Below are 22,923 nucleotides of genomic sequence, written 5' to 3' on the forward strand. Positions count from 1 at the left end.
TGCTCCCCGTATCGTCGTTGCGGTCAGGTTATTGCCCGCTGTGTGTTTCGCCTACCGCGGCCGCACCATCAGCGCCTGCGCGCCGAAGCCGACCGGCCCTTCAAGATCGCGAAGCGTACTCGCCGCCGTGCCGATCCCGCGCGGGCCGACCGTGGTGGCCGCGTCGAGGCCGATCCATTCGCCCACGGGTTCGCGTTGCAGGTGCACGGTCAATTCGGCATTGATGAACCACCAGCGCCGCGGGTCGAGGAAGTTCGACACGCCGTTCCCGCTGTCCGCGACGACGAACAACCGTTGCAGTGGCGTGGGTTCCTCACCGTCCACCAGCACCATCCGCTGCCGCAGCCACACCGCGGCCGGGCCGAGTTTGTCGAAACCACCGGAAACCTCCCGGCAGTCCAGCGAAGTCACGAAGCCGGCCAGGAAACCCTCGGGCCACGTGCCGGCGGGGCAGTCCTCGGGCTTGGGCCAGTCTCCGCTCGGCAGGTTCGCGATCTCGCGCGTGTCGGAGCGCACGACGCGCCAGGCCGACGCGCGGGCGACGATGCGCTCGCCCGCGCTCAGCTCCGCCACCAGCAACTCGACCGAGCGGCCAGGACGTTCGATCCGCGCGGCCACCGACAGCTCGGCCAGCGGGGCCGGGCCGAGTATCTCGACGGTGACCCGGGCCAGTTCGCTGTCCCGCTCGCGGGGAAGCGCTTCCAGCGCGCGGGCGAGCAGTGCCGACGGGGGCCCGAAATGCTGCGCGTCGGGGGTCCACGGCCCGGCGGTGTGCTGCGTCGGCTGGTACCGGTTTTCGCCCAGTGGCAGGTAGTAAGCGCTTTCAGTCATCGTCAGTCCGCTCGGTCGAGTGGGGTTTCCTCCCCGGGATCGGGTTCGGGCCAGCCCGGGTACTCCGGCAGTGTGCCACCGAACGACGGGCATCGTGACTGGTGTGCGCACCAATCACACAGCTTGCTGGGACTGGGCCGGAAGTCACCGGTCTTGCCCGCCTTGAGGATCGCCTGCCAGATCGCTTCGAGCGTGCGCTCGAAGCGGCGCAGCTCCGGCTCGTCGGGCGTGTAGGCCAGCGACTGCCCGTCGGTGAGGTACATGAGTTTCAGCTGCCGTGGCACGCTTCCGCGCAGCCGCCACAGCACCACGGCGTAGAACTTCATCTGGAACATGGCCTTCGCCTCGCCGATCTCGCGCGGCGCGGTGCCGGTCTTGTAGTCCACCACCCGGATTTCGCCGGTGGGCGCGACATCGAGCCGGTCGACGTAACCACGCAGCCGCACGCCGGAGTCCAGTTCGGTTTCCACGTGCAGCTCGCACGCCTCCGGATCGAGCCGCCGCGGGTCCTCCAGCGCGAAGTAGCTGTCGAGCAGTTTTCCCGCGCCGGCAAGCCACTCCGCGACCTGGTTCTCGTCGTCCGCCGCGAACAGCTCGGCCCACTCCGCGCGGTCGGCGGACAGCTCCGCCCACGCCGGTTCGAGCAGCTCCTTGGCGCGCTCCGGCAGCCGCTCCGGCTGGGGCAGCGAGAACAGCCGCTCCAGCACCGAGTGCACGAGGGTGCCGCGCAACTGGGCCCTGGTGGGCGTCTCGGGCAGCCGGTCCACCGCGCGGAACCGGTAGAGCAGCGGGCACTGCTTGAAATCACTGGCGCGCGACGGCGACAGCGCCGGCCGCCGTACCCGGGTCGCCGGTACCGTCTCCTCCGTTGCCGTCTGTGTCATGCCCCGCACTCTATGGGAGGGGTACGACAATTCCGTCCCATCCCGCTACCGGGTGTCGATCACGTGCCGTCACGGCGGTCCCACACCGCCGCCTCTACGCTGACCTTGTGTCCGCCACCCGAGAACAGCCGCGAAGCCGGCCGAGGCGATTCTTCACCGTCGCCGACGGCGGGCTGCTGCTGTTCCGCGTCCGCGACGTGCCGGTCCTGCTGGCGCCGTCCTGGTGGGTCGGCTCGCTCGTGGTGATCGTGCTCTACACCCCGATGGTGACCCGGCTGCTGCCGGATGCGAGCCCCGCCACCTCGTGGACACTCTCGGCCGCGTTCGCGGTGTTGCTCGGGCTTTCCGTGCTGCTGCACGAACTCGGGCACGTCGTCGTCGCGTTGCGGATGGGCATCCCGGTGCGGCGGCTGCGGCTGTTCCTCCTCGGTGGACTGTCCGAAGTGGCCAGAACACCGCGAGAGCCGCGCCAGGAAGGTCTCGTGGCGGCCGCGGGCCCGGTCGTGTCGGTGCTGCTCGCGTTGTTCTGCGGGCTGCTGCTGCTCGCCGTCCCGTCCGGCACCGCGGCGTGGCTGCTGGTGGCCGAATGCGCGGTCGCGAACCTCGCGGTCGGGTTGTTCAACCTGCTGCCCGGGTTGCCGCTCGACGGCGGGCGGATGCTGCGCGCGGGTGTGTGGGCGCTGAGCGGGATCAGGGCACGCGGCACCAAGGCGGCCGTCGCCGGCGGCGGTGTGGTCGCCGCGGCGCTGCTGTTGTGGGCGATCTTCGGCATGGCCTCGGGCAGCGAGGATCGCTGGCTGCGCCTCGGCGTGTGCGCGGTGACGGCGTGGTTCGTGGCGATGGGCGCGGGCGCCGAGCTGTCCGCGGAGAACAGCCGCAGCTGGCCGGACGGGCTCGCGCTCTCCGATCTGGTCCGCCCCGTGCTGCAACTACCCGCGGAGAGCCCGGTGTCCGACGCGCTGGCCGCGTCCGCCGGGCGCGGTGTCGTTCTCGTGCGGGCCGACGGGGTCGCCGCCGGGCTGCTCGACGAGAACGACGCGCAGCGCCTGGCCGCGACGTCACCGCAGGCGCCCGCGGAGCTCGCCGCGGAACCGATCCGCGCGGAGACCGTGCTGCTCGCCTCCGAGCCGGGGGAGGAGATTGCGGAACGCGTGCGCGAGACCGCGGCGTGGCAGTTCCTCGTCGTCGACGACGAGGGCCGTCCCGCGGGAGTGCTGCGCCGCGAAGACCTCCGGGTCGCGCTCGCCCGCCGTCCCCGCTGAACCACGTCACCGGCTGCTCTGCGAGGATCGGGCGCTGCGTTACCAAGCCGACCGAAGTAGGCAGGCCTGGTCAACAGGTAGCCCACCTGCGTCCGGTTGTAGCCGTGACTGACGTCGGCTTGGTAACCATCAGTACAGCGGCTACATAGGAGGTTTTGGCGTGAGCGGGCCGTTCAGCCCAGGCGACCGGGTGCGGTTGACCGATCCGAAGGGGCGGCACTACACGCTGGTCCTCGCGGAGGGGGAGGAGTACCACACCCACCGCGGCGCGCTGCGGCACGACGATCTCATCGGCCTCCCCGAGGGCTCGGTGATCACCTCGGCCGGCGGCACGTCGTATCTGGCGATGCGCCCGCTGCTGGCGGACTACGTGCTGTCGATGCCGCGCGGAGCACAGGTGATCTACCCCAAGGACGCGGCGCAGATCGTGATGTGGGGCGACATCTTCCCCGGCGCGCGTGTGCTCGAAGCCGGTGCCGGGTCGGGTGCGCTGACCTGCTCGCTGCTGCGCGCGGTCGGGCCGGAAGGCAGCGTCACCTCCTACGAGGTGCGGGACGATCACGCCGAGCACGCGGTCAAGAACGTCGAGCGATTCTTCCACCGCCGCCCCGAAAACTGGGACCTGCGGATCGCCGACCTCGCGACGCACAGCGGTGAGGTCGACCGAGTGGTGCTGGACATGCTGGCGCCGTGGGAAGTCCTGCCGACCGTGCGGGAGAATCTCGTGCCCGGCGGGGTGCTGGTGGTCTACGTCGCGACGGTGACCCAGCTGTCCACGATCACCGAGGCGTTGCGGGAACAGCAGGGCTGGACCGAGCCCGAGTCGTGGGAAACGCTGCTCCGGCCGTGGCATGTGGTCGGGCTCGCCGTGCGGCCGGAGCACCGGATGGTCGCGCACACCGCGTTCCTGCTCACCACCCGGCGCCTCGCCGACGGCGTCACCCCGCCCCGGCCGCAACGCCGCCCGACGAGAAACCGCTGAGACCGCCCGGGAAACCGGGTCAGCTCGTCTTGTCTCCCGCGTAGCACCAGACGCCGCCTTCGAGTTTCAGGCCGATCTGGAAGTCCTTGGTGCCGCCGGGGCCCTTCGCGGTGGCCGGGACGAGCGCGGTGTCCCCGGATTTCTGGGCCTCGCCGTTGATCGTCACCGAGATCCCCGGTGGGATGTCCGGTGCCTGCTGGCCGGTGCTCATACACACCGTGTCCTGCAGCGCCTGCCGGTCGGCGTTGCCGTAGGCCTGTGCCACCGCGGCCGCGGTCTCGTCCGGGCTCGACTTGCCGCCGGCCGCTGGGGTGCCGCTCGATGCCGGGGAGCTGGGCGTCCGGCTGGCGGACTTGCTCTTGCTACCCGACGGGGCCGCCTGGGACGGGCTCGCCGGCGCGGCGTTGCCGCCCTTGTCGCCGTTGCCGGTCAACAGGATCAGCGCGGTCACGCCACCGCCGACCAGCACGACCACCGCCGCCACGATCGCGATGATCATCCCGGTCCGCTTCTTCGGCGGCTCGCCACCGGGACCGCCGGGGAACTGGCCATAGCCGTACTGCTGCGTCGGGTAACCCTGCTGCGGATATCCCTGTTGCGGCTGGGGACCGCTCTGCGGATATCCCTGCTGCGGCTGCTGCCCGCTCTGCGGATACCCGGGCTGCTGCCCATAGCCCGGCTGGGGACCGCCGCCGGGCTGCTGGCCCCAAGGACTCTGCTGGCCCTGCTGACCGTAGGGATCCTGCGGGCCCCACTGGCCTGGCTGCTGTGGCGGATAGGTCATCGGACGGTGCCCCCTCGCTCGGGCGGGACCGGTGCCGTGCTCGGGTGCGATCCGGCTTCAGGATTCATCGATGCACCACTCGGGCCCCTGCTGCTTCCTCGGGATGGTCATGTTGTGTCGTCCCGTCATAGGTCGGTCTACGACGGATTTCGCCGTGTGGCGCTCCGGCGTGATCGTAACGTCGCGTCCGGCAGCGCTCCCGACCAGCTTCTCGCGCGGCGGCCCGCGCCCGTTTTTCCCTTGGTTTGAACGAAATCCGCCGGGGAAATCGTTATATGAAGGTCCTGTAAAGCCTTGATGGGGTGGTCGTGACATGGGTGAATCGCAGACAGCCCGGTCGGCCGCACTCCGTGGTTCAGGTTTTACGGAGAGTAGTTCAGGGCGCCGTCGACCGTGCACCGTGACGGCCGCTTGTGCAGCGCGTGGGAACGTGTATCCGGTGCGACGCGCCGATCCTGTGATGCGGATAGACCTTTTCTTGTCGGTGATCGCCGGTACCGTGGATGAAAAGCACTCCGAGGAGGTGCCGACATGCAACACGACCTTCCCGGAGGTCGGCATGAAGAAGCCGACCCTTCAGAGACGACTGGAGCAGCAACGACGCCGGACGAGTACGCGCGGCAGATGCGTTTCCTCGAGGAGGAAGTCGCGCTGCTGCGCAGGAAGCTGACCGATTCACCCCGCCAGAACCGGGTGCTGGAACAACGCCTCGCCGAGGCCTCAGAGCGTGTGGCCCAGCTCACCGAGCGGAACAGCAAACTGGTCGAGACCTTGCGCGAGGCGCGTGGGCAGTTGCTCGCGCTGCGCGAGGAGGTCGACCGGCTTGCCCAGCCGCCCAGCGGTTATGGCGTCTTCGTCGAGGCCTATGAGGACAGCACGGTCGATGTTTTCACCGCGGGCCGCAAGATGCGGGTTTCCGTGTCCCCGGCGGTGGAGATCGACTCGCTGCAGCGCGGCCAGGCGCTGCGGCTGAACGAGGCCCTCACCGTCGTGGAAGGTGGTGATTTCGAGCGTACCGGTGAGGTGTGCGCGCTCCGCGAGGTGCTCGCCCCCGAGGTGGAAAACGGCCCGCATCGCGCACTCGTCGTCGGTCACGCCGACGAGGAACGCGTGGTGTGGCTGTCCGGTCCGCTGGCCGCGCAGCCGCTCAAGCCGGGTGATTCGCTGCTGGTGGACTCGAAGGCGGGCTACGCCTACGAGCGGGTGCCCAAGGCCGAGGTCGAGGATCTCGTGCTCGAAGAGGTCCCCGATGTTCGCTACGAGGACATCGGCGGGCTCGGCAGGCAGATCGAGCAGATCCGCGACGCGGTCGAACTGCCGTTCCTGCACGCCGATCTCTACCGTGAGTACGAGTTGCGGCCGCCCAAGGGGGTCCTGCTCTACGGCCCGCCCGGCTGCGGGAAGACGCTGATCGCCAAGGCGGTGGCCAACTCGCTGGCCAAGAAGGTCGCCGAGGCGCGGGGAGATGCGGATGGCGCGACTGGTCATATCGAGGCCAAGTCGTACTTCCTCAACATCAAGGGCCCCGAGCTGCTGAACAAGTTCGTCGGTGAGACCGAGCGGAGCATCCGCCTGATCTTCCAGCGGGCACGGGAAAAGGCCTCGGGTGGCACCCCGGTCATCGTCTTCTTCGACGAGATGGAGTCGATCTTCCGGACCCGTGGCAGCGGGGTCTCCTCCGACGTGGAGACCACGATCGTGCCGCAGCTGCTGGCGGAGATCGACGGTGTCGAGGGGCTCGAGAACGTCATCGTGATCGGTGCCTCCAACCGGGAGGACATGATCGACCCGGCGATCCTGCGGCCCGGCCGGCTGGACGTGAAGATCAAGATCGAACGGCCGGACGCCGAGGGTGCGAAGGACATCTTCTCCAAGTACCTGACGTCCGGGCTGCCGATCCACGCCGACGATCTCGCCGAGTTCGGCGGCGACGTGCCGGCCACGATCGACGCGATGATCCAGCACACGGTCGAGCGGATGTACGAGGAGACCGACGAGAACCGGTTCCTCGAGGTCACCTATGCCAACGGGGACAAGGAGATCCTTTACTTCCGTGACTTCAACTCGGGCGCGATGATCCAGAACATCGTGGACCGGGCGAAGAAGTCGGCGATCAAGTCGGTGCTGGAGACCAAGCAGCCGGGTCTGCGGGTGCAGCACCTGCTCGACGCGATCGTGGACGAGTTCGCGGAGAACGAGGACCTGCCGAACACGACGAACCCGGACGACTGGGCCCGGATCTCCGGCAAGAAGGGCGAGCGGATCGTCTACATCCGCACGCTCGTCACCGGCAAGAACCAGGACTCCGGCCGCGTGATCGACACCGCGACCAACACCGGTCAGTACCTGTAAGAAGAGCGCGAACGAGGGCCATCGGAAACTCCGGTGGCCCTCGTTTGCATGTCCTGCCGCCCGTTGGCTGTATAACGCCCTATACTTCGGCTCCGTGAGCGAGCCCTTTCGTCCCCGTGCCCCCATCACCGCCGCGGATGTGCTGTCGTGGCTGGAAGAAACCGCGGTCGCCGTCCGCGCGGGCGAGGTGAGCGCGGACGACCTGATCGCCGTCCTCGGCGAGTTACGGCGCGCCTCGGCGGCCTGCGCGGACGCCTCCGACTGGGCGCTGCTGGCCGCACGTGAGGAGGGGGCCAGCCTCCGGCAGATCGCGCCCGTGTTCGGCAAGGGCTACGTACGGGCGCCTGCGGCGCGGCTGGAGAAGCTGCACCGGCAGGCGCTCAGTTCAGCGCAGTGGCTGGAAATACTCCGGCAGCGCGCCGACGGTGTATAACAATCTCGGGGCGGCATGGAATCCGTGATGTCCAGCCGGTGCCGGACGCGGACGAAAGGGGAGGCCCCTGCGTATCGGACTCGGCCTAGCCGCCTTGGGCAGGCCGGCCTACATCAACCTGGGCAGGGTGGACGAACTTCCCGCCAAGCGGGACGTCGACACGATGCGGCGGGCGACCCATGCTGTGCTCGACGCGGCATATCAGGCCGGGGTTCGCTGGTTCGACGTCGCGCGCTCGTACGGCCGCGCCGAGGAGTTCCTGGCCGGGTGGCTGCGCCTGCGCAAACCCGCGGACGTCACGGTGTCCAGCAAATGGGGCTACACCTACGTCGGCGGCTGGCGGCTGGACGCGGCGATGCACGAGGTCAAGGAGCATTCGGCGAGCAGCTTTTCCCGCCAGTGGACCGAAAGCCGCGCGCAGCTGGGTTCCGCGATCAACCTGTACCAGGTGCACTCGCTGACCATGGACAGCCCGCTGTTCAGCGACGAGCCGTTGCTGAGAGCGCTTTCCGCGCTCGATGACGACGGGGTGCGCGTCGGTTTCTCCACGTCGGGTCCGGGACAGGGCGACGTGATCCGCCGCGCCTTCGCACTGCGGGTCGCAGGAAAACCGATCTTCACCGCGGTGCAGTCCACCTGGAACGTGCTGGAGCCCTCGGCCGGGCGCGCGCTCGCCGAGGCACACGCGGCCGGAAACCTGGTACTGGTCAAGGAAACTCTGGCCAACGGCAGGCTGGTGGTATCGCCGCCACCGGTGCTGTCCCGGATCGCGGCGCGGCACGGCGTGGGCCCGGATGCGATCGCGGTCGCGGCGGTGCTGGCCCGGCCGTGGGCGTCGACAGTGCTCGTCGGCCCGGCCAGCCCGGCGCAGCTGGCCGCCAACCTCGCCGCCACCAGGGTGAATCTCGCCGACGGCGAACTGCGCGCGCTGGCGTCGCTGGCCGAGCCGCCCCGGGAGTACTGGGGACGGAGATCCTCTTTGCACTGGCGGTAAAGGCTTCGGCTAGTCTCGGCGCCCCGGCAACTGGAAGGAACGACTCGGTGCGTCACGGACGGGTAGTGGTCCTGAGCGCGGTGCTGCTGGCCGGACTCGCCGGTTGCGCCGACCGGCCCAACGATCTCGAGACTTACTACGACAGCCCGGGTCACTCGGCCACGCCACCGAGCGCGCCGCCGTCGGCTTCGGCGACCGCCCCGGATCCGGCGGTCACGGCGACGAGGAACGCGCAGCGGGCCATCGCCGGTGAGGTCGCCGCCGCCGTGCTCACCAAGGACGATCTCGCGAGCGAAGGGGTGCGGGCCACGAGCCAGCGCCCGGAGAACGGCGACTGCTTCCACGCGGTGCCCGCCGGTGATCCCCGCGGGTCGAGCTGGACCTACCCGAGTGGTTCCTCATTCGTCCAGCAGGTCACCGGTTACCTCGACCAGACCGCGGTGGACGTCCTGAACCGGGTCCAGTGCGACGGCCAGAAACTGACGGTGCCACTGCCGCCGGGCGCCGAGGCGGTGCGTGGCTGGTGCGCCGGCGGCACCTGCACCGTGCTGCTCGCGGCCGGGCACGTGCTGTCCGGCCTGCAGGTCACCGCGACGTCGGCCGGCCGCGCCACCGATGCGATCAAAAGCCTCACCCCGCTCGCGGCGCGCAAACTCCCGGCTCAGCCATGACGACGGAACCACTCCAGGATTCCGGCGCGCCCATCGGGAATCATCGGGCTGTCCGGGCCCTCGGCCCATTCCCGTAGTTCGGCGAGCGTGATCCAACGGCCGTCGACGATCTCTTCGGCCTGATGAACAATCGGCCTGTCCCAGCGAGCCTCGAACGTGAAGTTGTGGCACCGGTACGGCGGCTTCTCGAAGACATGCGTGAACACCGGCGTCAGTTCCACGCCGTACACGCCCAGTTCCTCGTCCAGCTCCCGGAAAGCGCATTCAGCCGGTGTCTCCCCGGCCGCGACCACCCCGCCCGCCCAGCAGTCCCACAGACCAGGGAACACGTCCTTGTCCGGTGACCGGCGGTGCAGGTGCCGCGCGAGTTGCGCGTTCCCGGTGCGCGAGTTGCGCGTTCCCGCCGCACGCAACGCTCAACTCGCGCGCTCCCAACGCTCAACTCGCGCGCTCCCAACGCTCAACTCGCGCGCTCCCAACGCTCAACTCGCGCGCTCCCAACGCTCAACTCGCGCGCTCCGAACGCTCAACTCGCGCGGGGACAGGCGGGCGAGTGGTTACCGGCCCGCAATGTGGAGGCCACGCGCCCGCTGCCACGACGACCCGTAGGCTTGGCACATGCGGCGGATCATGGGAACCGAGGTCGAGTACGGCATCGCGGTGCCGGGCGACGCGACCGCGAACCCGGTGCTGACCTCGACACAGGTGGTGCTGGCCTACGCGGCGGCGGCCGACATCCCCCGGGCGCGCCGGGCGAGATGGGACTACGAGGTGGAGTCCCCGTTGCGGGACGCGCGCGGGTTCGACCTGGCAGGCCCCGGCGGGCCCGGCCACGACCCGGACGTGGAGGACCTCGGCGCGGCCAACGTCATTCTCACCAACGGCGCCCGGCTCTACGTCGACCACGCGCACCCGGAGTACTCCGCGCCCGAGGTCACCAACGCGCGCGACGCGGTGATCTGGGACAAGGCGGGGGAGCGGGTGATGGAAGAAGCCGCGCTCAAGGCGGCCACCGTGCCCGGTCAGCCGTCCTTGCAGCTGTACAAGAACAACGTCGACGGCAAGGGTGCCAGCTACGGCACCCACGAGAACTACCTGATGTCCCGCTCGACGCCGTTCACCTCGGTCATCGCCGGGCTCACCCCGTTCTTCGTCTCGCGCCAGGTCGTCACCGGCTCCGGCCGGGTCGGCATCGGCCCGCAGGGCGAGGAGGCGGGTTTCCAGCTCTCGCAGCGCTCGGACTACATCGAGGTCGAGGTCGGCCTCGAGACGACGCTCAAGCGCGGCATCATCAACACCCGCGACGAGCCGCACGCCGACGCCGACAAGTACCGCAGGCTGCACGTCATCGTCGGGGACGCGAACCTGGCCGAGTACTCCACGTTCCTCAAGGTCGGCACCACCGCGCTGGTGCTGGACATGATCGAGGCCGGCCAGCGGTTCGACGAGCTCAAGCTCGACGAGCCCGTCCGGTCCGTGCACCAGATCAGCCACGACCCGACGCTCAAGACGAAGGTTCCGCTCGCCGGCGGGAAGAAGTACACCGGCCTGGAGATCCAGTTCGCCTACCACGAACTGGCCGCCGCGCACCTGGAACGCGAGGGCGGTGACGAGCAGTCCAAGGAGGTGCTGCGGGTCTGGGGCGAGGTGCTCGACGCGCTCGCGCGTGACCCGCAGGAATGCGCCGACCGGCTGGACTGGGTCGCCAAGCTGCGGCTGCTGGAAGGGTACCGGCAGCGGGACCAGCTGAACTGGGGCGCGCCCCGGCTGCACCTGGTCGACCTGCAGTACTCCGACGTCCGCCTCGGCAAGGGCCTGTACAACCGGCTGGTCACCCGTGGCTCGATGAAGCGGCTGGTCAGCGAGGAGGAGGTCCGGCACGCGATCACGCACCCGCCGGAGGACACCCGCGCCTACTTCCGTGGCCGCACACTGGAGAAGTACGCCACCTCGATCGCGGCCGCGTCGTGGGATTCGGTGATTTTCGACGTGGGTAAGGAATCCCTGGTGCGGATCCCGACTCTCGAACCGTTACGCGGCACGAAAGCGCACGTCGGAGAGCTGCTCGACGCGTCGGCGACCGCCGAGGAACTGGTCGAGGCGCTCACCGGCAGCGATTGACACCTGCCGAACAGTGTCCCGATTGTCGTCCCCACTGGGTAGTCTGGAACCAACAGCTCACCGGGAGGCGAGATGGCTCAGGAAAAGATCGAAAAGCACGGTGGCGGCGACTCGGACGAAGAACTCGAGGGCGGTGCTCCCGCCGGCCAGGAGCGCCGGGAAAAGCTCGGCGAGGACGTCGACACGATTCTCGACGAGATCGACGACGTGCTGGAGGAGAACGCCGAGGACTTCGTGCGTGCCTACGTGCAAAAGGGTGGCCAGTAAGCTCGCCTCGCCCCGCCACTAGGCTCACCACACCACCAGCCCCACCGACCTGACGGGAATCACGAGCACGCATGGACAACACCTCGGGGTCTTCGCTGCCCGCGGCCTACTTCTCGACCACGACCTCGTCGTTCGCCGAGTTCCTCAAGATGCAGGCGCCTGACTTGCTGCCGGGGCACCGGCTGGGTGCGTCCGCGAAGGACCTGGACGCGCCGCACGGCACCACGATCGTCGCGGTGACCTTCTCCGGCGGCGTGCTCATCGCGGGTGACCGGCGGGCGACGGCGGGCAACCTGATCGCCTCGCGGGACATGGACAAGGTGTCGGTGACCGACGAGTACTCGGCGGTCGGGATCGCGGGCACCGCGGGGCTGGCCATCGAACTCGTCCGGCTCTACGCGGTCGAGTTGGCGCACTACGAGAAGATCGAGGGCGTCCCACTGTCGCTGGACGGCAAGACGAACAAGCTCGCCACGATGGTCAAGGGCAATCTCGACGTCGCCATGGCGGGGCTCGCGGTGCTGCCGCTGTTCGTCGGCTACGACATCGAGGCCGATGATCCGAAACGGGCCGGGCGGATCGTGTCCTACGACGTGACCGGCGGCCGGTACGAGGAGAGCGCCGGGTACCACGCGATCGGCTCCGGTTCGCTGTTCGCGAAATCCGCGCTGAAAAAGCTTTACGACCCCGAGGCTTCCGAAGAGGCCGCGGTCCGCACCGCGGTCGAGTCGCTCTACGACGCGGCCGACGACGACACCGCGACCGGCGGGCCGGACCTGGTCCGCCGGATCTTCCCGACGGTCATCACGGTCACCGCCGAGCGCGGGGCCGAGCTGCTCCCGGCCGACCAGACTGCGGCCGTGGCCGAGGCGGTCGTCGAGGGCCGCCGCGAGCAGGCCGCTTCGGGCCGAAGCTGATTCCCGTACCTTCCCGTTTCACGACGAGCACTTTGGAGCCGACACCGTGACGATGCCGCTGTACGCCTCACCCGAGCAGTTGATGCGCGAGCGCTCGGAGCTCGCTCGCAAGGGCATCGCGCGCGGGCGCAGTGTCGTCGTACTCAAGTACGCGGGCGGCGTGCTGTTCGTCGCCGAGAACCCGTCGACCACGCTGCACAAATTCTCCGAGATCTACGACCGCATCGGGTTCGCGGCCGTCGGCCGGTACAGCGAGTTCGAGAACCTGCGGGTGGCCGGTATCCGGCACGCCGATCTGAAGGGCTACCAGTACGACCGGCGTGACGTCAGCGCGCGGGCGCTGGCCAACGCGTATGCGGCCACGCTGGGCAGCATCTTCACCGAGCAGCTCAAGCCGTACGAAGTGGAGATCTGCGTGGCCGAGGTGGGCGCCACCTCGGCGGAGGACCAGCTGTTCCGGCTGACCTACGACGGGTCGATCTTCGATGAGCCGCAGTTCGTGGTGATGGGCGGGCAGACCGAGCCGATCATCAACAAGCTCAAGGAGGAGTTCGAGGAGGACGCCGAGCTGGAGCAGGCGCTGCCGATGGCGGTGCGCACGCTGCGCTCGACCTCCCCGAACAACGGGAACACCGAGCCGGTGAAACTCGAGGTGGCGGTGCTGGACCGCAACCGCTCGCGGCGGGCGTTCCGGCGGATCACGGGCGCCGCGCTCGACGCGCTGCTGCCCGCGGAACCGGAGCCCGCGCCGGAGGAGAAGCCGGACGCGAAGGACGGCGAAGCCTGATCGTCCGCGCGGCAGCCCCGGACGGTTCCGGGGCTGCTTTTTCGTGCCCGGAGTAACCGCAGGTGAACACCCGTTCCGTGAGGTCACGGCGTGTCGACGCCCGATCGGCGCACCGCTTGGCCCCCGAAAGCGCCTAGCATTGAGTAATGCAGCGGCGGATTTTTGGCATCGAGACCGAATTCGGTGTCACGTGCACCTTCCACGGCCAGCGTCGGCTCTCGCCGGACGAGGTCGCCAGGTACCTGTTCCGGCGAGTCGTGTCCTGGGGGCGTTCGTCGAACGTCTTCCTCTCCAACGGCTCCCGGCTCTATCTCGACGTGGGTTCGCACCCGGAGTACGCGACGGCCGAGTGTGACGACTTGGTCCAGCTGGTCACGCACGACAAGGCCGGTGAGCGGATTCTCGAGGACCTGCTGGTGGATGCGGAGCGGCGGCTGGCCGACGAAGGCATCGGCGGCGACATCTTCCTGTTCAAGAACAACACCGACTCGGCGGGCAACTCCTATGGGTGCCACGAGAACTATCTGGTCACCCGTGCAGGGGAGTTTTCCCGGATCGCTGATGTGCTGCTGCCCTTTCTCGTCACCCGGCAGCTGATCTGCGGCGCGGGCAAGGTCCTGCAGACGCCACGGGGTGCGGTGTACTGCCTTTCCCAGCGGGCGGAACACATCTGGGAAGGTGTGTCGAGCGCGACCACCCGGTCGCGGCCGATCATCAACACCCGGGACGAGCCGCATGCGGACGCCGAGCGGTACCGGCGCCTGCACGTCATCGTCGGGGACTCGAACATGGCCGAGCCCACGACGTTGCTCAAGGTCGGCACCGCGCACCTGGTGCTGGAGATGATCGAGCAGGGCGTGCAGTTCCGGGATTTCACGCTGGACAACCCGATCCGGGCGATCCGGGAGATCAGCCACGACCTGACCGGCCGCCGCCCGGTGCGGCTCGCCGGCGGGCGGGAGGCCTCGGCGCTGGACATCCAGCGCGAGTACTACGGCCGCGCCGTGCAGCACGTGAAGGCCAACGACTCGGGGCCGACCGCGGAACGGGTGCTGGAGCTGTGGGGCCGCGCGCTGGATGCGGTGGAGCAGCAGGACTTCTCGAAGATCGATACCGAGATCGACTGGGCCATCAAGCACCGGCTGGTGGAGCGTTACCGGGCGAAGCACAACCTGGACCTGTCGAGCCCGCGGGTGGCGCAGCTCGACCTGGCCTACCACGACATCCGGCGTGGCCGCGGCCTGTTCGACCTGTTGCAGCGCAAGGGTTTGGTCCGCCGCATCACCGACGACGGCGAGATCGAGCTGGCCAAGGACACCCCACCGCAGACGACGCGCGCCAAGCTGCGCGGTGACTTCATCGCCGCCGCACAAGCCGCGAGCCGCGACTTCACGGTGGACTGGGTGCACCTGAAGCTCAACGACCAGGCGCAGCGAACCGTGCTGTGCAAGGACCCGTTCCGCGCCGTCGACGAGCGCGTCGACCGCCTGATCAGCTCCCTGTGAGGCGACGCTTTCGGTTCCCGCACAGTGGACTTGGGCCCCGGCGCGCGCCGGCGAACGTAAGCTGGGGTTCATGACCACGGTGGAGCAGGATCGGTTCACGCGGAGCTGGCAGGAGTGGCACCAGGCCCGGGAGGAGACGCTTGCCGAGCCGTTCGGCTGGCTGAGCATCACCGAACTGCATTGGCTGACCGGCGAACCGCAGCGGTTCGCCGGGATACCGGGCACCTGGCACGAGGACGGTGATGCCGCGATCGTCGCCGGTGAGGGCGAGCTGGCCGTCGCCGGTACCGAGCGGTTCGAGCTGGTCAACTCCGGGCCCGGCCACCTGATCGACGCGGGGCGGCGCAAGATCGAACTCGCCCGGCGCAGCGGGTATGTGCTCCGGGTGCACGACCCGGAAAGTCCTGCCCGTACGGGATTTCGTGGCGTTCCCGCCTACGAGGCCTACCCGGCGTGGGTGCTCGAGGGGGTCTTCGAGCCGTTCGCCGAGCCGCGTGAGGTGACCGTGGGCGCCGTCGTCGAGGGACTGTCCCATGTGTACACCTCGCCTGGGGTGCTGGCCTTCGAGCACGACGGGAAGACGCACCGGCTGACCGCGTTCAACGGCAGGAACGGCACCGGTTTCACGGTCCTGTTCACCGACGAGACCAGCGGCGTGACGACCTACGCGGCGAACCGTTCCCTCGCGGTCGGCGAGCCGGACGCTGAGGGCCGGGTGCGGCTCGACTTCAACCGGGCGCTCAACCTGCCGTGCGCCTTCATCGACTTCGCCACCTGCCCCCTCCCGCCCGCCGGGAACCACCTTTCGTTCGCCGTGACGGCGGGCGAAAAGACGCCGTACGGCCGCGGCTGATCCCGTAATCGGATCTTCGCGTTCGGTCAGGGGTTCGAATGTGCGGCGTGTTAATGCCGGATCTGCCGTTCTGTGCCCGGGGGTAAGAGTTACTGTGTTCGGGTGTCCACCGCCCGCGCCGAGCGCCTGGTCAACCTGGTGCTCGCCTTGCTGTCCACCCGGCAGTACCTGACGGCTGACCGGATTCGCGGGATCGTGCCCGGATACGCCGACGCGACGAGCGACGAAGCGTTCTCCCGGATGTTCGAGCGGGACAAGACCGAGCTGCGCGAGCTCGGCATCCCGCTGGAAACCGGGCGGAATTCGGTATTCGACTCCCAGAACGGGTACCGGATCGCGCGCCGGGACTACGAGCTCGGCGAGATCGAGCTGGCGCCGGACGAGGCGGCCGCGGTCGGGCTGGCCGTGCGCCTGTGGGATTCCCCCGAACTGACCGGGCAGGCCCACGGCGCGCTGGTGAAGCTGCGCGCGGCCGGGGTCGAGGTCGACCACACCGCGCCGCCGGTCGTCGAGTCGCGGGTGCGCACCGAGCCTGCGTTCTCCCCGTTGCTGGCCGCCGTGCAGAACCGCCAGGCCGTCCGGTTCACCTACCGCCGTTCGGGTTCCGCGGAACTGCTCACCCGCACCCTCGAGCCGTGGGGTGTGGTGTCCTGGCGGGCCCGCTGGTATGTCGTCGGGCACGACCGGGATCGCGGCGCACCGCGGTGTTTCCGGCTGTCGCGGATCGCCGGCGAGGTCCGGCCGATCGGTGCTCCCGGCGAGGTGGGCCGGCCCGAAGACGTGAACCTGCTCGAGTTCGTCGCCGGCAGCGGCAGTAAGGAACCCGCGCCGGTGGCGACGGCGAAGCTGTGGATCGCCGACCGGCGCGCGGCCGGGGTGCGGCGCCGCGCGAAGCTCGCCGGGCGGCTGACTGTCGACGGGGTCGAGGGTGACCTGGCCGAGCTGGAGCTGTACTACCCGGAAAGCGCGGCCGACTGGATCGCCGGGCACGGCCCGGATGTGCTGGTGCTCGAACCGGACGTGCTGGCCAAGGCCGTGCAGGAACGCCTGCGGGCGGTGGCGAGCGCATGACCAGTTCCACGGACCGGATGCCGCGGCTGCTCGCGCTGGTGCCGTACCTCCTGGCGCGGCCGGGCATCAAGATCGACGACGCGGCGCGTGACTTCGATGTCACCCCGAAGCAGCTGCGCCGGGACCTGGAGCTGCTGTGGATGTGCGGGCTGCCCGGCTACGGCCCGGGTGACCTGATCGACCTGTCCTTCGCCGGTGACACCGTCACGGTCACCTTCGACGCGGGGATGAACCGGCCGCTGCGGCTGACCGGCGGGGAGGCGACCGCGCTGCTGGTCGCGCTGCGGGCGCTGGCGGAGACGCCGGGGCTGCTCGACACGGACGCGGTCCGCCGCGCCATCGCCAAGATCGAGGCCGCCGCCGGTCAGGCGCAGCCGGCCGGGGTCGTCGTCGGGCTCGGGGTGCGCGAAGGCGAGCGCACGGCGCACAACCGGGGTGTCGTCCAGCGCGCGCTGCAGGCCCGCCGTGCCCTGCGGATCCGGTACTACACCGCCTCCCGGGACGAGATCACCGAGCGCACGGTGGACCCGATGCGGCTGCTCATCGTGCAGGCTGTCGGCTACCTGGAGGCGTGGTGCCGTCGCGCCGAGGGCGTCCGGCTGTTCCGGCTCGACCGCGTTGACGAAGTGCGGGTGCTCGACGAGCCCGCCGCGCCACCGCCGACGGCGCGGCCCACCGACCTCGCCGACGGAGTGTTCACCGCCAAGCCGGGGCAGCCGGTCGCGGAGCTGGTGCTGGATCCCGACGCGCGCTGGATCGCCGAGTACTACCCGTGCGAAGAGCTCGCGGAGCTGCCGGGCGGTCGGCTGCGGGTGCGGATGCGCTACGGCGACGAGTCCTGGATGGTGCGCCTCGTGCTGAGCCTCGGTGGCGACGCGCGCGTGGAAAGCCCACCTGAGCTGGCCACTGCGGTGCGCGGCCGGGCGGCCGACGCGCTGGCGCGGGCACGTCACCTGCCCGCTACCTTGGGCCAGTAGGGTGAACACGTGTCGTACCTGCCGAGCATCGTGGTCGCCGCCGCGGGCCTGCTCCTGCTGATCCTGCTGCTGGTTCCGGTGGTGCGGGGCTTGCGCCGGTTCCGCTCGGCGTTGAGCATGGTCATGACCCTCACGAATAGTCGCGCCGGCCTCATCCGTGCCCGATCGGCCGGGGTCCGGGTCGCGCTTCACCAGCGTCGACGCATCCAAGAAAATCGGTAGCATTGGCGAGAAACGAAAAGGAGGCCACTCATGCTGAACGGATTGCAGCCGTGGCACTTGATCATCCTGGTGCTGATCGTGGTTCTGCTGTTCGGTGCCAAGCGGCTTCCCGACGCCGCCCGCTCCGTGGGGAAGTCCATGAAGATCTTCCGCGCCGAGACCAAGGACATGCGCGAGGACGGGTCCGCGAGCGAGCCGGACAAGAAGGAACTCCCGGCCGCCACCGCGCAGCCTGCCGGCAGCGACCAGCAGGTGGCTGACCTGCAGCGCCAGCTCGACGAGTTGAAGAAGCAGCAACAGAACCAGTCGCAGAAGCACGCCAGCTGAGGCGGGCAGGGAGCCTCCCGTGGCGGACTCCGCCCCCGAAAGCCGCCGGACCAGGCGGCGTAAGCGCAGCCGTCGGTACAACCCCGACGGCACCATGACGCTGATCGAGCACATCTACGAGTTCCGCAGGCGTCTTGGCTGGGCCCTGCTGGCGATCATCGCCGGCGGCATATTCGGCTTCATCTGGTTCCAGACGAGGCTCGGGCCGGTCGAATCGCTCGGTCAGCTGATGAACGGCCCGTACTGCGGTATCCCGGCGAACCGGCTGCTGCCCGGCACGATCGCGCCCGACGGCACCTGCCGGCTGCTGCAGACCACGCCGTTCGAAGGCATCATGATCCAGCTGAAGGTCGGGGTGGCCGCGGGCGCGGTGCTCACCTCGCCGTTCTGGCTGTATCAGATCTGGGCGTTCATCGCGCCCGGGCTGTACTCGAAGGAACGCAAGTACGCGCTGACCTTCGTCGGGTTCGCGAGCGTGCTGTTCGCCGGTGGCGCGGTGCTGGCGTACCTGCTGGTCCCGCACGCGTTCCGGGCACTGATGAGTTTCGGCGGTGACTTCTTCACCACCGCGCTGACTGCGGACAAGTACATCTCGTTCGTGCTGTCGCTGCTGGTGATCTTCGGGGTGAGTTTCGAGCTGCCGCTGCTGGTGGTGATGCTCAACTTCGTGGGCGTGGTCAAGTACGCCCAGCTGAGGAAGTGGCGCCGCGGCATCATCTTCATCCTGTTCGTCTTCGCCGCGTTCGCCACGCCCGGCTCGGACCCGTTCTCGATGCTGGGGCTGGCCGGTGCGCTGACCGTGCTGTTCGAGGTCGCGATCCAGATCGCCAGGGTGCACGACAAGCGCAAGGAACGGCGGCGTCAGGACGAGGAATGGGCCGGTCTCCCCGATGACCAGGCCGCCCCGTTCGACTACACGCCGAGCACCATCGACGAACCGGAACCGGCCGAGAAGGCGGGCAAGACCGGCACGGAAGACATCACGTAGGCCGGTGCGGGCAGCGCTGGCCGTGCGCCCGGACCGCGGGTCCGGCGCGGCGGTGAAGGTCGCGGCGGCTGTCGCCGAGCGCTTGCGGGCACACACCGGGCAGCTGGAGATCTGCACCGGGGAACCGCCGGACGGGCTCGATCTGCTCGTCGCGCTCGGCGGTGACGGCGCCGTGCACCGGGCGATTCAGCATTGCGCGGGAACGGAAACAACGCTCGGCGTCGTCGCGGCGGGCAACGGCAACGACTTCGCCCGCGCGCTCGGTCTCCCGCTCGACCCCCTCGCCTCGCTCGAAGCGCTACTGGCGAATCTGCGTGCGGGCCGCCGCCGTCGAATCGATCTCGGGCGGGCGGGACAGCGGTGGTTCGGTACGGTGCTGTGCGCGGGATTCGACGCCGCCGTGGCCCGGCGCGCGGCGGCGTTGCGGGTGCCGCGCGGGCCGCGGCGGTACGACGTCGCCGTTGTCGCCGAGTTGGCCCGTTTCCGGCCGCGGCCGGTGACCCTCCGCACCGGGCAGGACGAGTTCGAGGTCGACGCGACCCTCGTCGCCATCGGGAACACGCCCTTCTACGGCGGCGGTGTGCCGATCTGCCCGCGAGCCCGGCCCGACGACGGCCTGTTCGACGTCACGGTCGTGGGCGCGGCCGGCCGCCTCGAGCTGCTCAAGATGTTGCCGAAGCTGCGTACCGGCGCCCACCTCGACCATCCCGCCGTCCGAACCCTGCGGGCCCGGGAAATCCGGCTCGGCGGCGCGGAGATCCCGGTGTCCGCGGACGGTGAAGTGCTCGGCCCGCCACCGGAGCTCGCGCGCTGTGTGCCCGGGGCGCTTACTGTCCTCGCGTGATTCATCCACCACCGCATGCGGGGCCACGCGCCGATGTGACACCCTGACGAGGTGGCCGCTAGCCCTTCTCCCTCCCCGGCCGAGGCCTATCAGGCCGCCCGGCGTCGTGGTAAACACCCTCAGCTGACCCGTTTCGCGGCGGAGGCGTCGTTCGAGTTCGACGATTTCCAGGTCCGCGGTTGTGAGGCGCTGGAGGACGGGCACAGCGTGCTGGTGTGCGCGCCGACCGGCGCCGGCAAGACGGTGGTCGGCGAGTTCGCCGTGCATCTCGCGCTCGCCGAGGGCCGGAAATGCTTCTACACCACGCCGATCAAGGCGTTGTCGAACCAGAAGTACCACGATCTGACCGAGCGCTACGGCACCGAGGCGGTCGGCCTGCTCACCGGGGACACCTCGATCAACGGCAGCGCGCAGATCGTCGTGATGACCACTGAGGTGCTGCGCAACATGCTGTACGCGGGCTCCTCGACGCTGACCGACCTCGGTTACGTGGTGATGGACGAGATCCACTACCTTGCCGACCGGTTCCGCGGCGCGGTGTGGGAGGAGGTGATCCTGCACCTGCCCGAGTACGTCCGGCTGGTGGGCCTGTCGGCCACGGTGAGCAATGCCGAGGAGTTCGGCGAGTGGCTCGTCGAGGTGCGCGGGGACACGACGGTCGTGGTGGACGAGCAACGCCCGGTTCCGTTGTGGCAGCACATGATGGTCGGCAACCGGTTGCTGGACTTGTTCCGTTCTGACAATGGAGCCGATGGGTCCATCAACCCGGCGCTGCTGCGGCGGGTCGAGGAGGTCGGCCGGTTGCACGCGCCCGCCGGCGTGCGTGGCCCGCGCAACCGGGGACGCCAGCAGTTTCGCGGACCGCGTTTCCGGCCACCGTCCCGTGTGGACATTGCGCACCGGCTTGACGCGGCCGGCCTGTTGCCGGCGATCGTGTTCATCTTCTCCCGCGCGGGCTGTGACGCCGCGGTCGCCCAGTTCACGCGGGCCGGCGTGCGGCTCAACACCCCCGAGGAAGCCGCCGACGTCCGCCGGATCATCGCCGAGCACACCGGTGATCTGCCCGAGGGCGATCTGGGCGTGCTGGGCTACTGGGAATGGCGGGAGGCACTGGAAAGCGGGATCGCGGGCCACCACGCCGGTCTGCTGCCCGCCTTCAAGGAAACCGTGGAGGAACTGTTCGTCCGCGGGCTGGTGAAGGTCGTGTTCGCGACCGAAACCCTCGCACTCGGGATCAACATGCCCGCCAGGACCGTAGTGCTGGAACGTCTCGTCAAGTACAACGGCGAGGCGCATGTGGACCTGTCGCCGGGGGAGTACACCCAGCTGACCGGCCGCGCCGGGCGACGCGGTATCGACGTCGAAGGGCACGCGGTCGTCGTCTGGCAGCCCGGCGTGGACCCGAAGCAGGTCGCGGGACTGGCTTCGACGCGGACCTACCCGCTGCGCTCGTCGTTCCGGCCCGGGTACAACATGGCGATCAACCTGGTCGCCCAGCTCGGTCCGCGGCAGGCACGGGAGCTGCTGGAGCAGTCTTTCGCCCAGTTCCAAGCCGATCGTTCGGTGGTGGGCCTGGCCCGGCGGATCGACAGGAACCGGGAGGCGCTGCGCGGTTACACTGAAGCGATCACGGCCGATTTCGACGAGATGCTCGAGTATGTGGGGCTGCGCAAGAAGATTTCCGACCGGGAGAAGGCGCTGGCGAAACAGAACAGCGCCGCGCGCCGGGCCGGCACCGCGGACTCGCTGGAGAAACTGCGCAGGGGCGACGTGATCGCGGTGCCCTCCGGGCGGCGTGCGGGACTTGCGGTGGTGATCGATCCGGGTCTGGACCCGATCCGCGAGCCGCGCCCGGTGGTGGTGACCGAGGACCGGTGGTCCGGCGCACTGTCCCTTTCGGACTTTCCGGCGCCGGTGGAACCGTTGGGGCGCATCAAGTTGCCCAAGCACGTCGAGCTGCGTTCGCCGAAAACCCGGCGGGACATCGCGTCGACCCTGCGCAACGCCGGCATTTCCGTGCCGTCGCGCCAGGGGCGCCGCGCGGGCGCGAACGACGACGCCGAGCTCGCGATGCTGCGCCGCGAGTTGCGGGCGCATCCGTGCCACGGCCTTGCCGAGCGCGAGGCGAACCTGCGCTGGGTGGAGCGGTATCAGCGGCTGGAGGAGGAGACCAGGCAGCTGGAGCGTAAGGTCGCGGCCACGACGCATTCACTGGCGCGCGCCTTCGACCGGATCCGCGATCTGCTCGGTGAGCGCGGGTATCTCGGCGACGGGGAGCACGGGGTCACCGAGCACGGTGAGCGCCTCGCGCGGCTGTACAGCGAGTCGGATCTACTGGCCGCCGAATGCATCCGGCACGAGGTGTGGAAGGGGCTCAACCCGGCGGAACTGGCCGCGGTCGTGTCGACGCTCGTGTTCGAGGCGCGCCGTGACTCCGCGGGCGAGGCCCGGTTGCCCTCGGGCGCGGTGCCGCGTGCCTGGCAGGACACCGCGCGGTTGTGGAGCGAGCTGGCCGAGGACGAGCGCCGCCATCGGCTCGACCGAACGCGCGAGCCTGATCCCGGCTTCGCGTGGCCGGTGTACCGCTGGGCCAGGGGCGAGTCGCTGGAGCAGGTGCTGACCACGGCCGAGTCGGCCGGTCAGGAACTGTCGGCGGGGGATTTCGTGCGCTGGGCACGCCAGGTGATCGACCTGCTCGACCAGATCAGGACCGTGCTGGGCCGGGAGGATCAGGTCGGTGCGGCGGCCGCGAAGGCGGTCAAGGCACTGCGCCGGGGCGTGGTCGCCGCCGGGGCGGAGTAGCGCTTTCCGGCGCGAAACGGGCTGTGGTTGGATCGCCTGCAGCGAGACC

At 69.5% G+C, this 22,923-nt stretch carries 23 protein-coding genes; 19 read left to right on the forward strand and 4 right to left on the reverse strand.

The genetic code is table 11. From position 1 onward, the window contains the following. Nucleotides 1–51: 51 nt before the first annotated feature. Nucleotides 52–831, reverse strand: coding sequence for a thioesterase family protein (locus GKO32_RS23000; RefSeq protein ID WP_154758953.1), 780 nt, complete (start codon nucleotides 829–831; stop codon nucleotides 52–54). A 2-nt stretch (nucleotides 832–833) separates the two neighbouring features. Then, nucleotides 834–1,715, reverse strand: a complete 882-nt coding sequence (locus GKO32_RS23005; RefSeq protein WP_154758954.1) for a RecB family exonuclease — start codon at nucleotides 1,713–1,715, stop codon at nucleotides 834–836. Between the two features lie 107 nt (nucleotides 1,716–1,822). Here GKO32_RS23005 and GKO32_RS23010 point away from each other — a divergent pair, with 107 nt between their 5' ends. Together GKO32_RS23010 and GKO32_RS23015 are read left to right on the forward strand one after the other, a co-directional pair. Beyond that, a complete protein-coding gene (locus GKO32_RS23010) occupies nucleotides 1,823–2,977 on the forward strand; it encodes a site-2 protease family protein (RefSeq protein WP_376765991.1) in 1,155 nt (384 codons plus the stop codon). A gap of 160 nt (nucleotides 2,978–3,137) precedes the next feature. After that, nucleotides 3,138–3,959 (forward strand): tRNA (adenine-N1)-methyltransferase, encoded by an 822-nt coding sequence (locus GKO32_RS23015; RefSeq protein WP_312868388.1) that lies wholly within the window; start codon nucleotides 3,138–3,140, stop codon nucleotides 3,957–3,959. Between the two features lie 19 nt (nucleotides 3,960–3,978). Here the strand turns inward: GKO32_RS23015 and GKO32_RS23020 are convergent, their stop codons facing one another. Beyond that, on the reverse strand, nucleotides 3,979–4,743 hold the full coding sequence (locus GKO32_RS23020) for a hypothetical protein (protein WP_154758955.1): 765 nt from the start codon (nucleotides 4,741–4,743) through the stop codon (nucleotides 3,979–3,981). A 531-nt stretch (nucleotides 4,744–5,274) separates the two neighbouring features. On the opposite strand from GKO32_RS23020, the gene arc reads away from it, so the two are divergent. The 4 genes from arc to GKO32_RS23040 all read left to right on the forward strand — a co-directional run bounded on the left by arc (nucleotide 5,275) and on the right by GKO32_RS23040 (nucleotide 9,193). Continuing rightward, nucleotides 5,275–7,095 (forward strand): proteasome ATPase, encoded by a 1,821-nt coding sequence (gene arc / locus GKO32_RS23025; RefSeq protein ID WP_154758956.1) that lies wholly within the window; start codon nucleotides 5,275–5,277, stop codon nucleotides 7,093–7,095. A 94-nt stretch (nucleotides 7,096–7,189) separates the two neighbouring features. After that, a complete protein-coding gene (locus tag GKO32_RS23030; RefSeq protein WP_312868389.1) occupies nucleotides 7,190–7,528 on the forward strand; it encodes a hypothetical protein in 339 nt (112 codons plus the stop codon). 163 nt (nucleotides 7,529–7,691) lie between these two features. Next, a complete protein-coding gene (locus GKO32_RS23035) occupies nucleotides 7,692–8,522 on the forward strand; it encodes an aldo/keto reductase (protein ID WP_246244460.1) in 831 nt (276 codons plus the stop codon). Nucleotides 8,523–8,569: 47 nt separating this feature from the next. Beyond that, nucleotides 8,570–9,193: a hypothetical protein gene (locus GKO32_RS23040; RefSeq protein WP_312868390.1), complete on the forward strand. Its 624-nt coding sequence runs from the start codon at nucleotides 8,570–8,572 to the stop codon at nucleotides 9,191–9,193. Here the strand turns inward: GKO32_RS23040 and GKO32_RS23045 are convergent. Next, nucleotides 9,184–9,606 (reverse strand): NUDIX domain-containing protein, encoded by a 423-nt coding sequence (locus GKO32_RS23045; protein WP_154758959.1) that lies wholly within the window; start codon nucleotides 9,604–9,606, stop codon nucleotides 9,184–9,186. The two genes, GKO32_RS23040 and GKO32_RS23045, sit on opposite strands and share 10 nt — an antisense overlap. A gap of 205 nt (nucleotides 9,607–9,811) precedes the next feature. Here GKO32_RS23045 and dop point away from each other — a divergent pair, with 205 nt between their 5' ends. The 13 genes from dop (at nucleotide 9,812) to GKO32_RS23110 (ending at nucleotide 22,874) form a co-directional block, all read left to right on the forward strand. Continuing rightward, nucleotides 9,812–11,314: a depupylase/deamidase Dop gene (gene dop / locus GKO32_RS23050; protein WP_154758960.1), complete on the forward strand. Its 1,503-nt coding sequence runs from the start codon at nucleotides 9,812–9,814 to the stop codon at nucleotides 11,312–11,314. Nucleotides 11,315–11,386: 72 nt separating this feature from the next. Beyond that, on the forward strand, nucleotides 11,387–11,581 hold the full coding sequence (locus tag GKO32_RS23055; protein ID WP_139097375.1) for a ubiquitin-like protein Pup: 195 nt from the start codon (nucleotides 11,387–11,389) through the stop codon (nucleotides 11,579–11,581). Nucleotides 11,582–11,652: 71 nt separating this feature from the next. Beyond that, nucleotides 11,653–12,498, forward strand: coding sequence for a proteasome subunit beta (gene prcB, locus GKO32_RS23060; protein ID WP_154758961.1), 846 nt, complete (start codon nucleotides 11,653–11,655; stop codon nucleotides 12,496–12,498). Between the two features lie 46 nt (nucleotides 12,499–12,544). After that, complete coding sequence (gene prcA, locus GKO32_RS23065; protein ID WP_312868391.1) at nucleotides 12,545–13,285, forward strand: proteasome subunit alpha; 741 nt, start codon at nucleotides 12,545–12,547, stop codon at nucleotides 13,283–13,285. Nucleotides 13,286–13,431: 146 nt separating this feature from the next. Next, a complete protein-coding gene (gene pafA, locus GKO32_RS23070) occupies nucleotides 13,432–14,790 on the forward strand; it encodes a Pup--protein ligase (protein WP_154758962.1) in 1,359 nt (452 codons plus the stop codon). 70 nt (nucleotides 14,791–14,860) lie between these two features. Further along, complete coding sequence (locus GKO32_RS23075) at nucleotides 14,861–15,643, forward strand: DUF1684 domain-containing protein (RefSeq protein WP_154758963.1); 783 nt, start codon at nucleotides 14,861–14,863, stop codon at nucleotides 15,641–15,643. Nucleotides 15,644–15,745: 102 nt separating this feature from the next. After that, entirely contained in the window at nucleotides 15,746–16,714 is a 969-nt protein-coding gene (locus GKO32_RS23080; RefSeq protein ID WP_312868392.1) for a helix-turn-helix transcriptional regulator, read from the forward strand. After that, nucleotides 16,711–17,691: a helix-turn-helix transcriptional regulator gene (locus GKO32_RS23085; protein WP_154758964.1), complete on the forward strand. Its 981-nt coding sequence runs from the start codon at nucleotides 16,711–16,713 to the stop codon at nucleotides 17,689–17,691. The genes GKO32_RS23080 and GKO32_RS23085 overlap by 4 nt, the downstream gene beginning before the upstream one ends. 9 nt (nucleotides 17,692–17,700) lie before the next feature. Next, entirely contained in the window at nucleotides 17,701–17,913 is a 213-nt protein-coding gene (locus GKO32_RS23090; protein WP_312868393.1) for a bacteriophage holin, read from the forward strand. A 30-nt stretch (nucleotides 17,914–17,943) separates the two neighbouring features. After that, the gene (gene tatA / locus GKO32_RS23095) at nucleotides 17,944–18,240 is read left to right on the forward strand and encodes a Sec-independent protein translocase subunit TatA (protein ID WP_154758965.1); all 297 of its coding nucleotides are present in this window, start codon (nucleotides 17,944–17,946) and stop codon (nucleotides 18,238–18,240) included. Between the two features lie 19 nt (nucleotides 18,241–18,259). Continuing rightward, nucleotides 18,260–19,228: a twin-arginine translocase subunit TatC gene (gene tatC, locus GKO32_RS23100; protein ID WP_312868394.1), complete on the forward strand. Its 969-nt coding sequence runs from the start codon at nucleotides 18,260–18,262 to the stop codon at nucleotides 19,226–19,228. A gap of 4 nt (nucleotides 19,229–19,232) precedes the next feature. Further along, nucleotides 19,233–20,072, forward strand: a complete 840-nt coding sequence (locus GKO32_RS23105; protein ID WP_312868395.1) for a diacylglycerol/lipid kinase family protein — start codon at nucleotides 19,233–19,235, stop codon at nucleotides 20,070–20,072. A 51-nt stretch (nucleotides 20,073–20,123) separates the two neighbouring features. After that, nucleotides 20,124–22,874, forward strand: coding sequence for a DEAD/DEAH box helicase (locus GKO32_RS23110; protein WP_312868397.1), 2,751 nt, complete (start codon nucleotides 20,124–20,126; stop codon nucleotides 22,872–22,874). Nucleotides 22,875–22,923 lie beyond the last annotated feature (49 nt).

This window comes from Amycolatopsis pithecellobii (genome assembly GCF_009707865.1).
GTDB classification, from domain to species: Bacteria; Actinomycetota; Actinomycetes; order Mycobacteriales; family Pseudonocardiaceae; genus Amycolatopsis_E; species Amycolatopsis_E pithecellobii.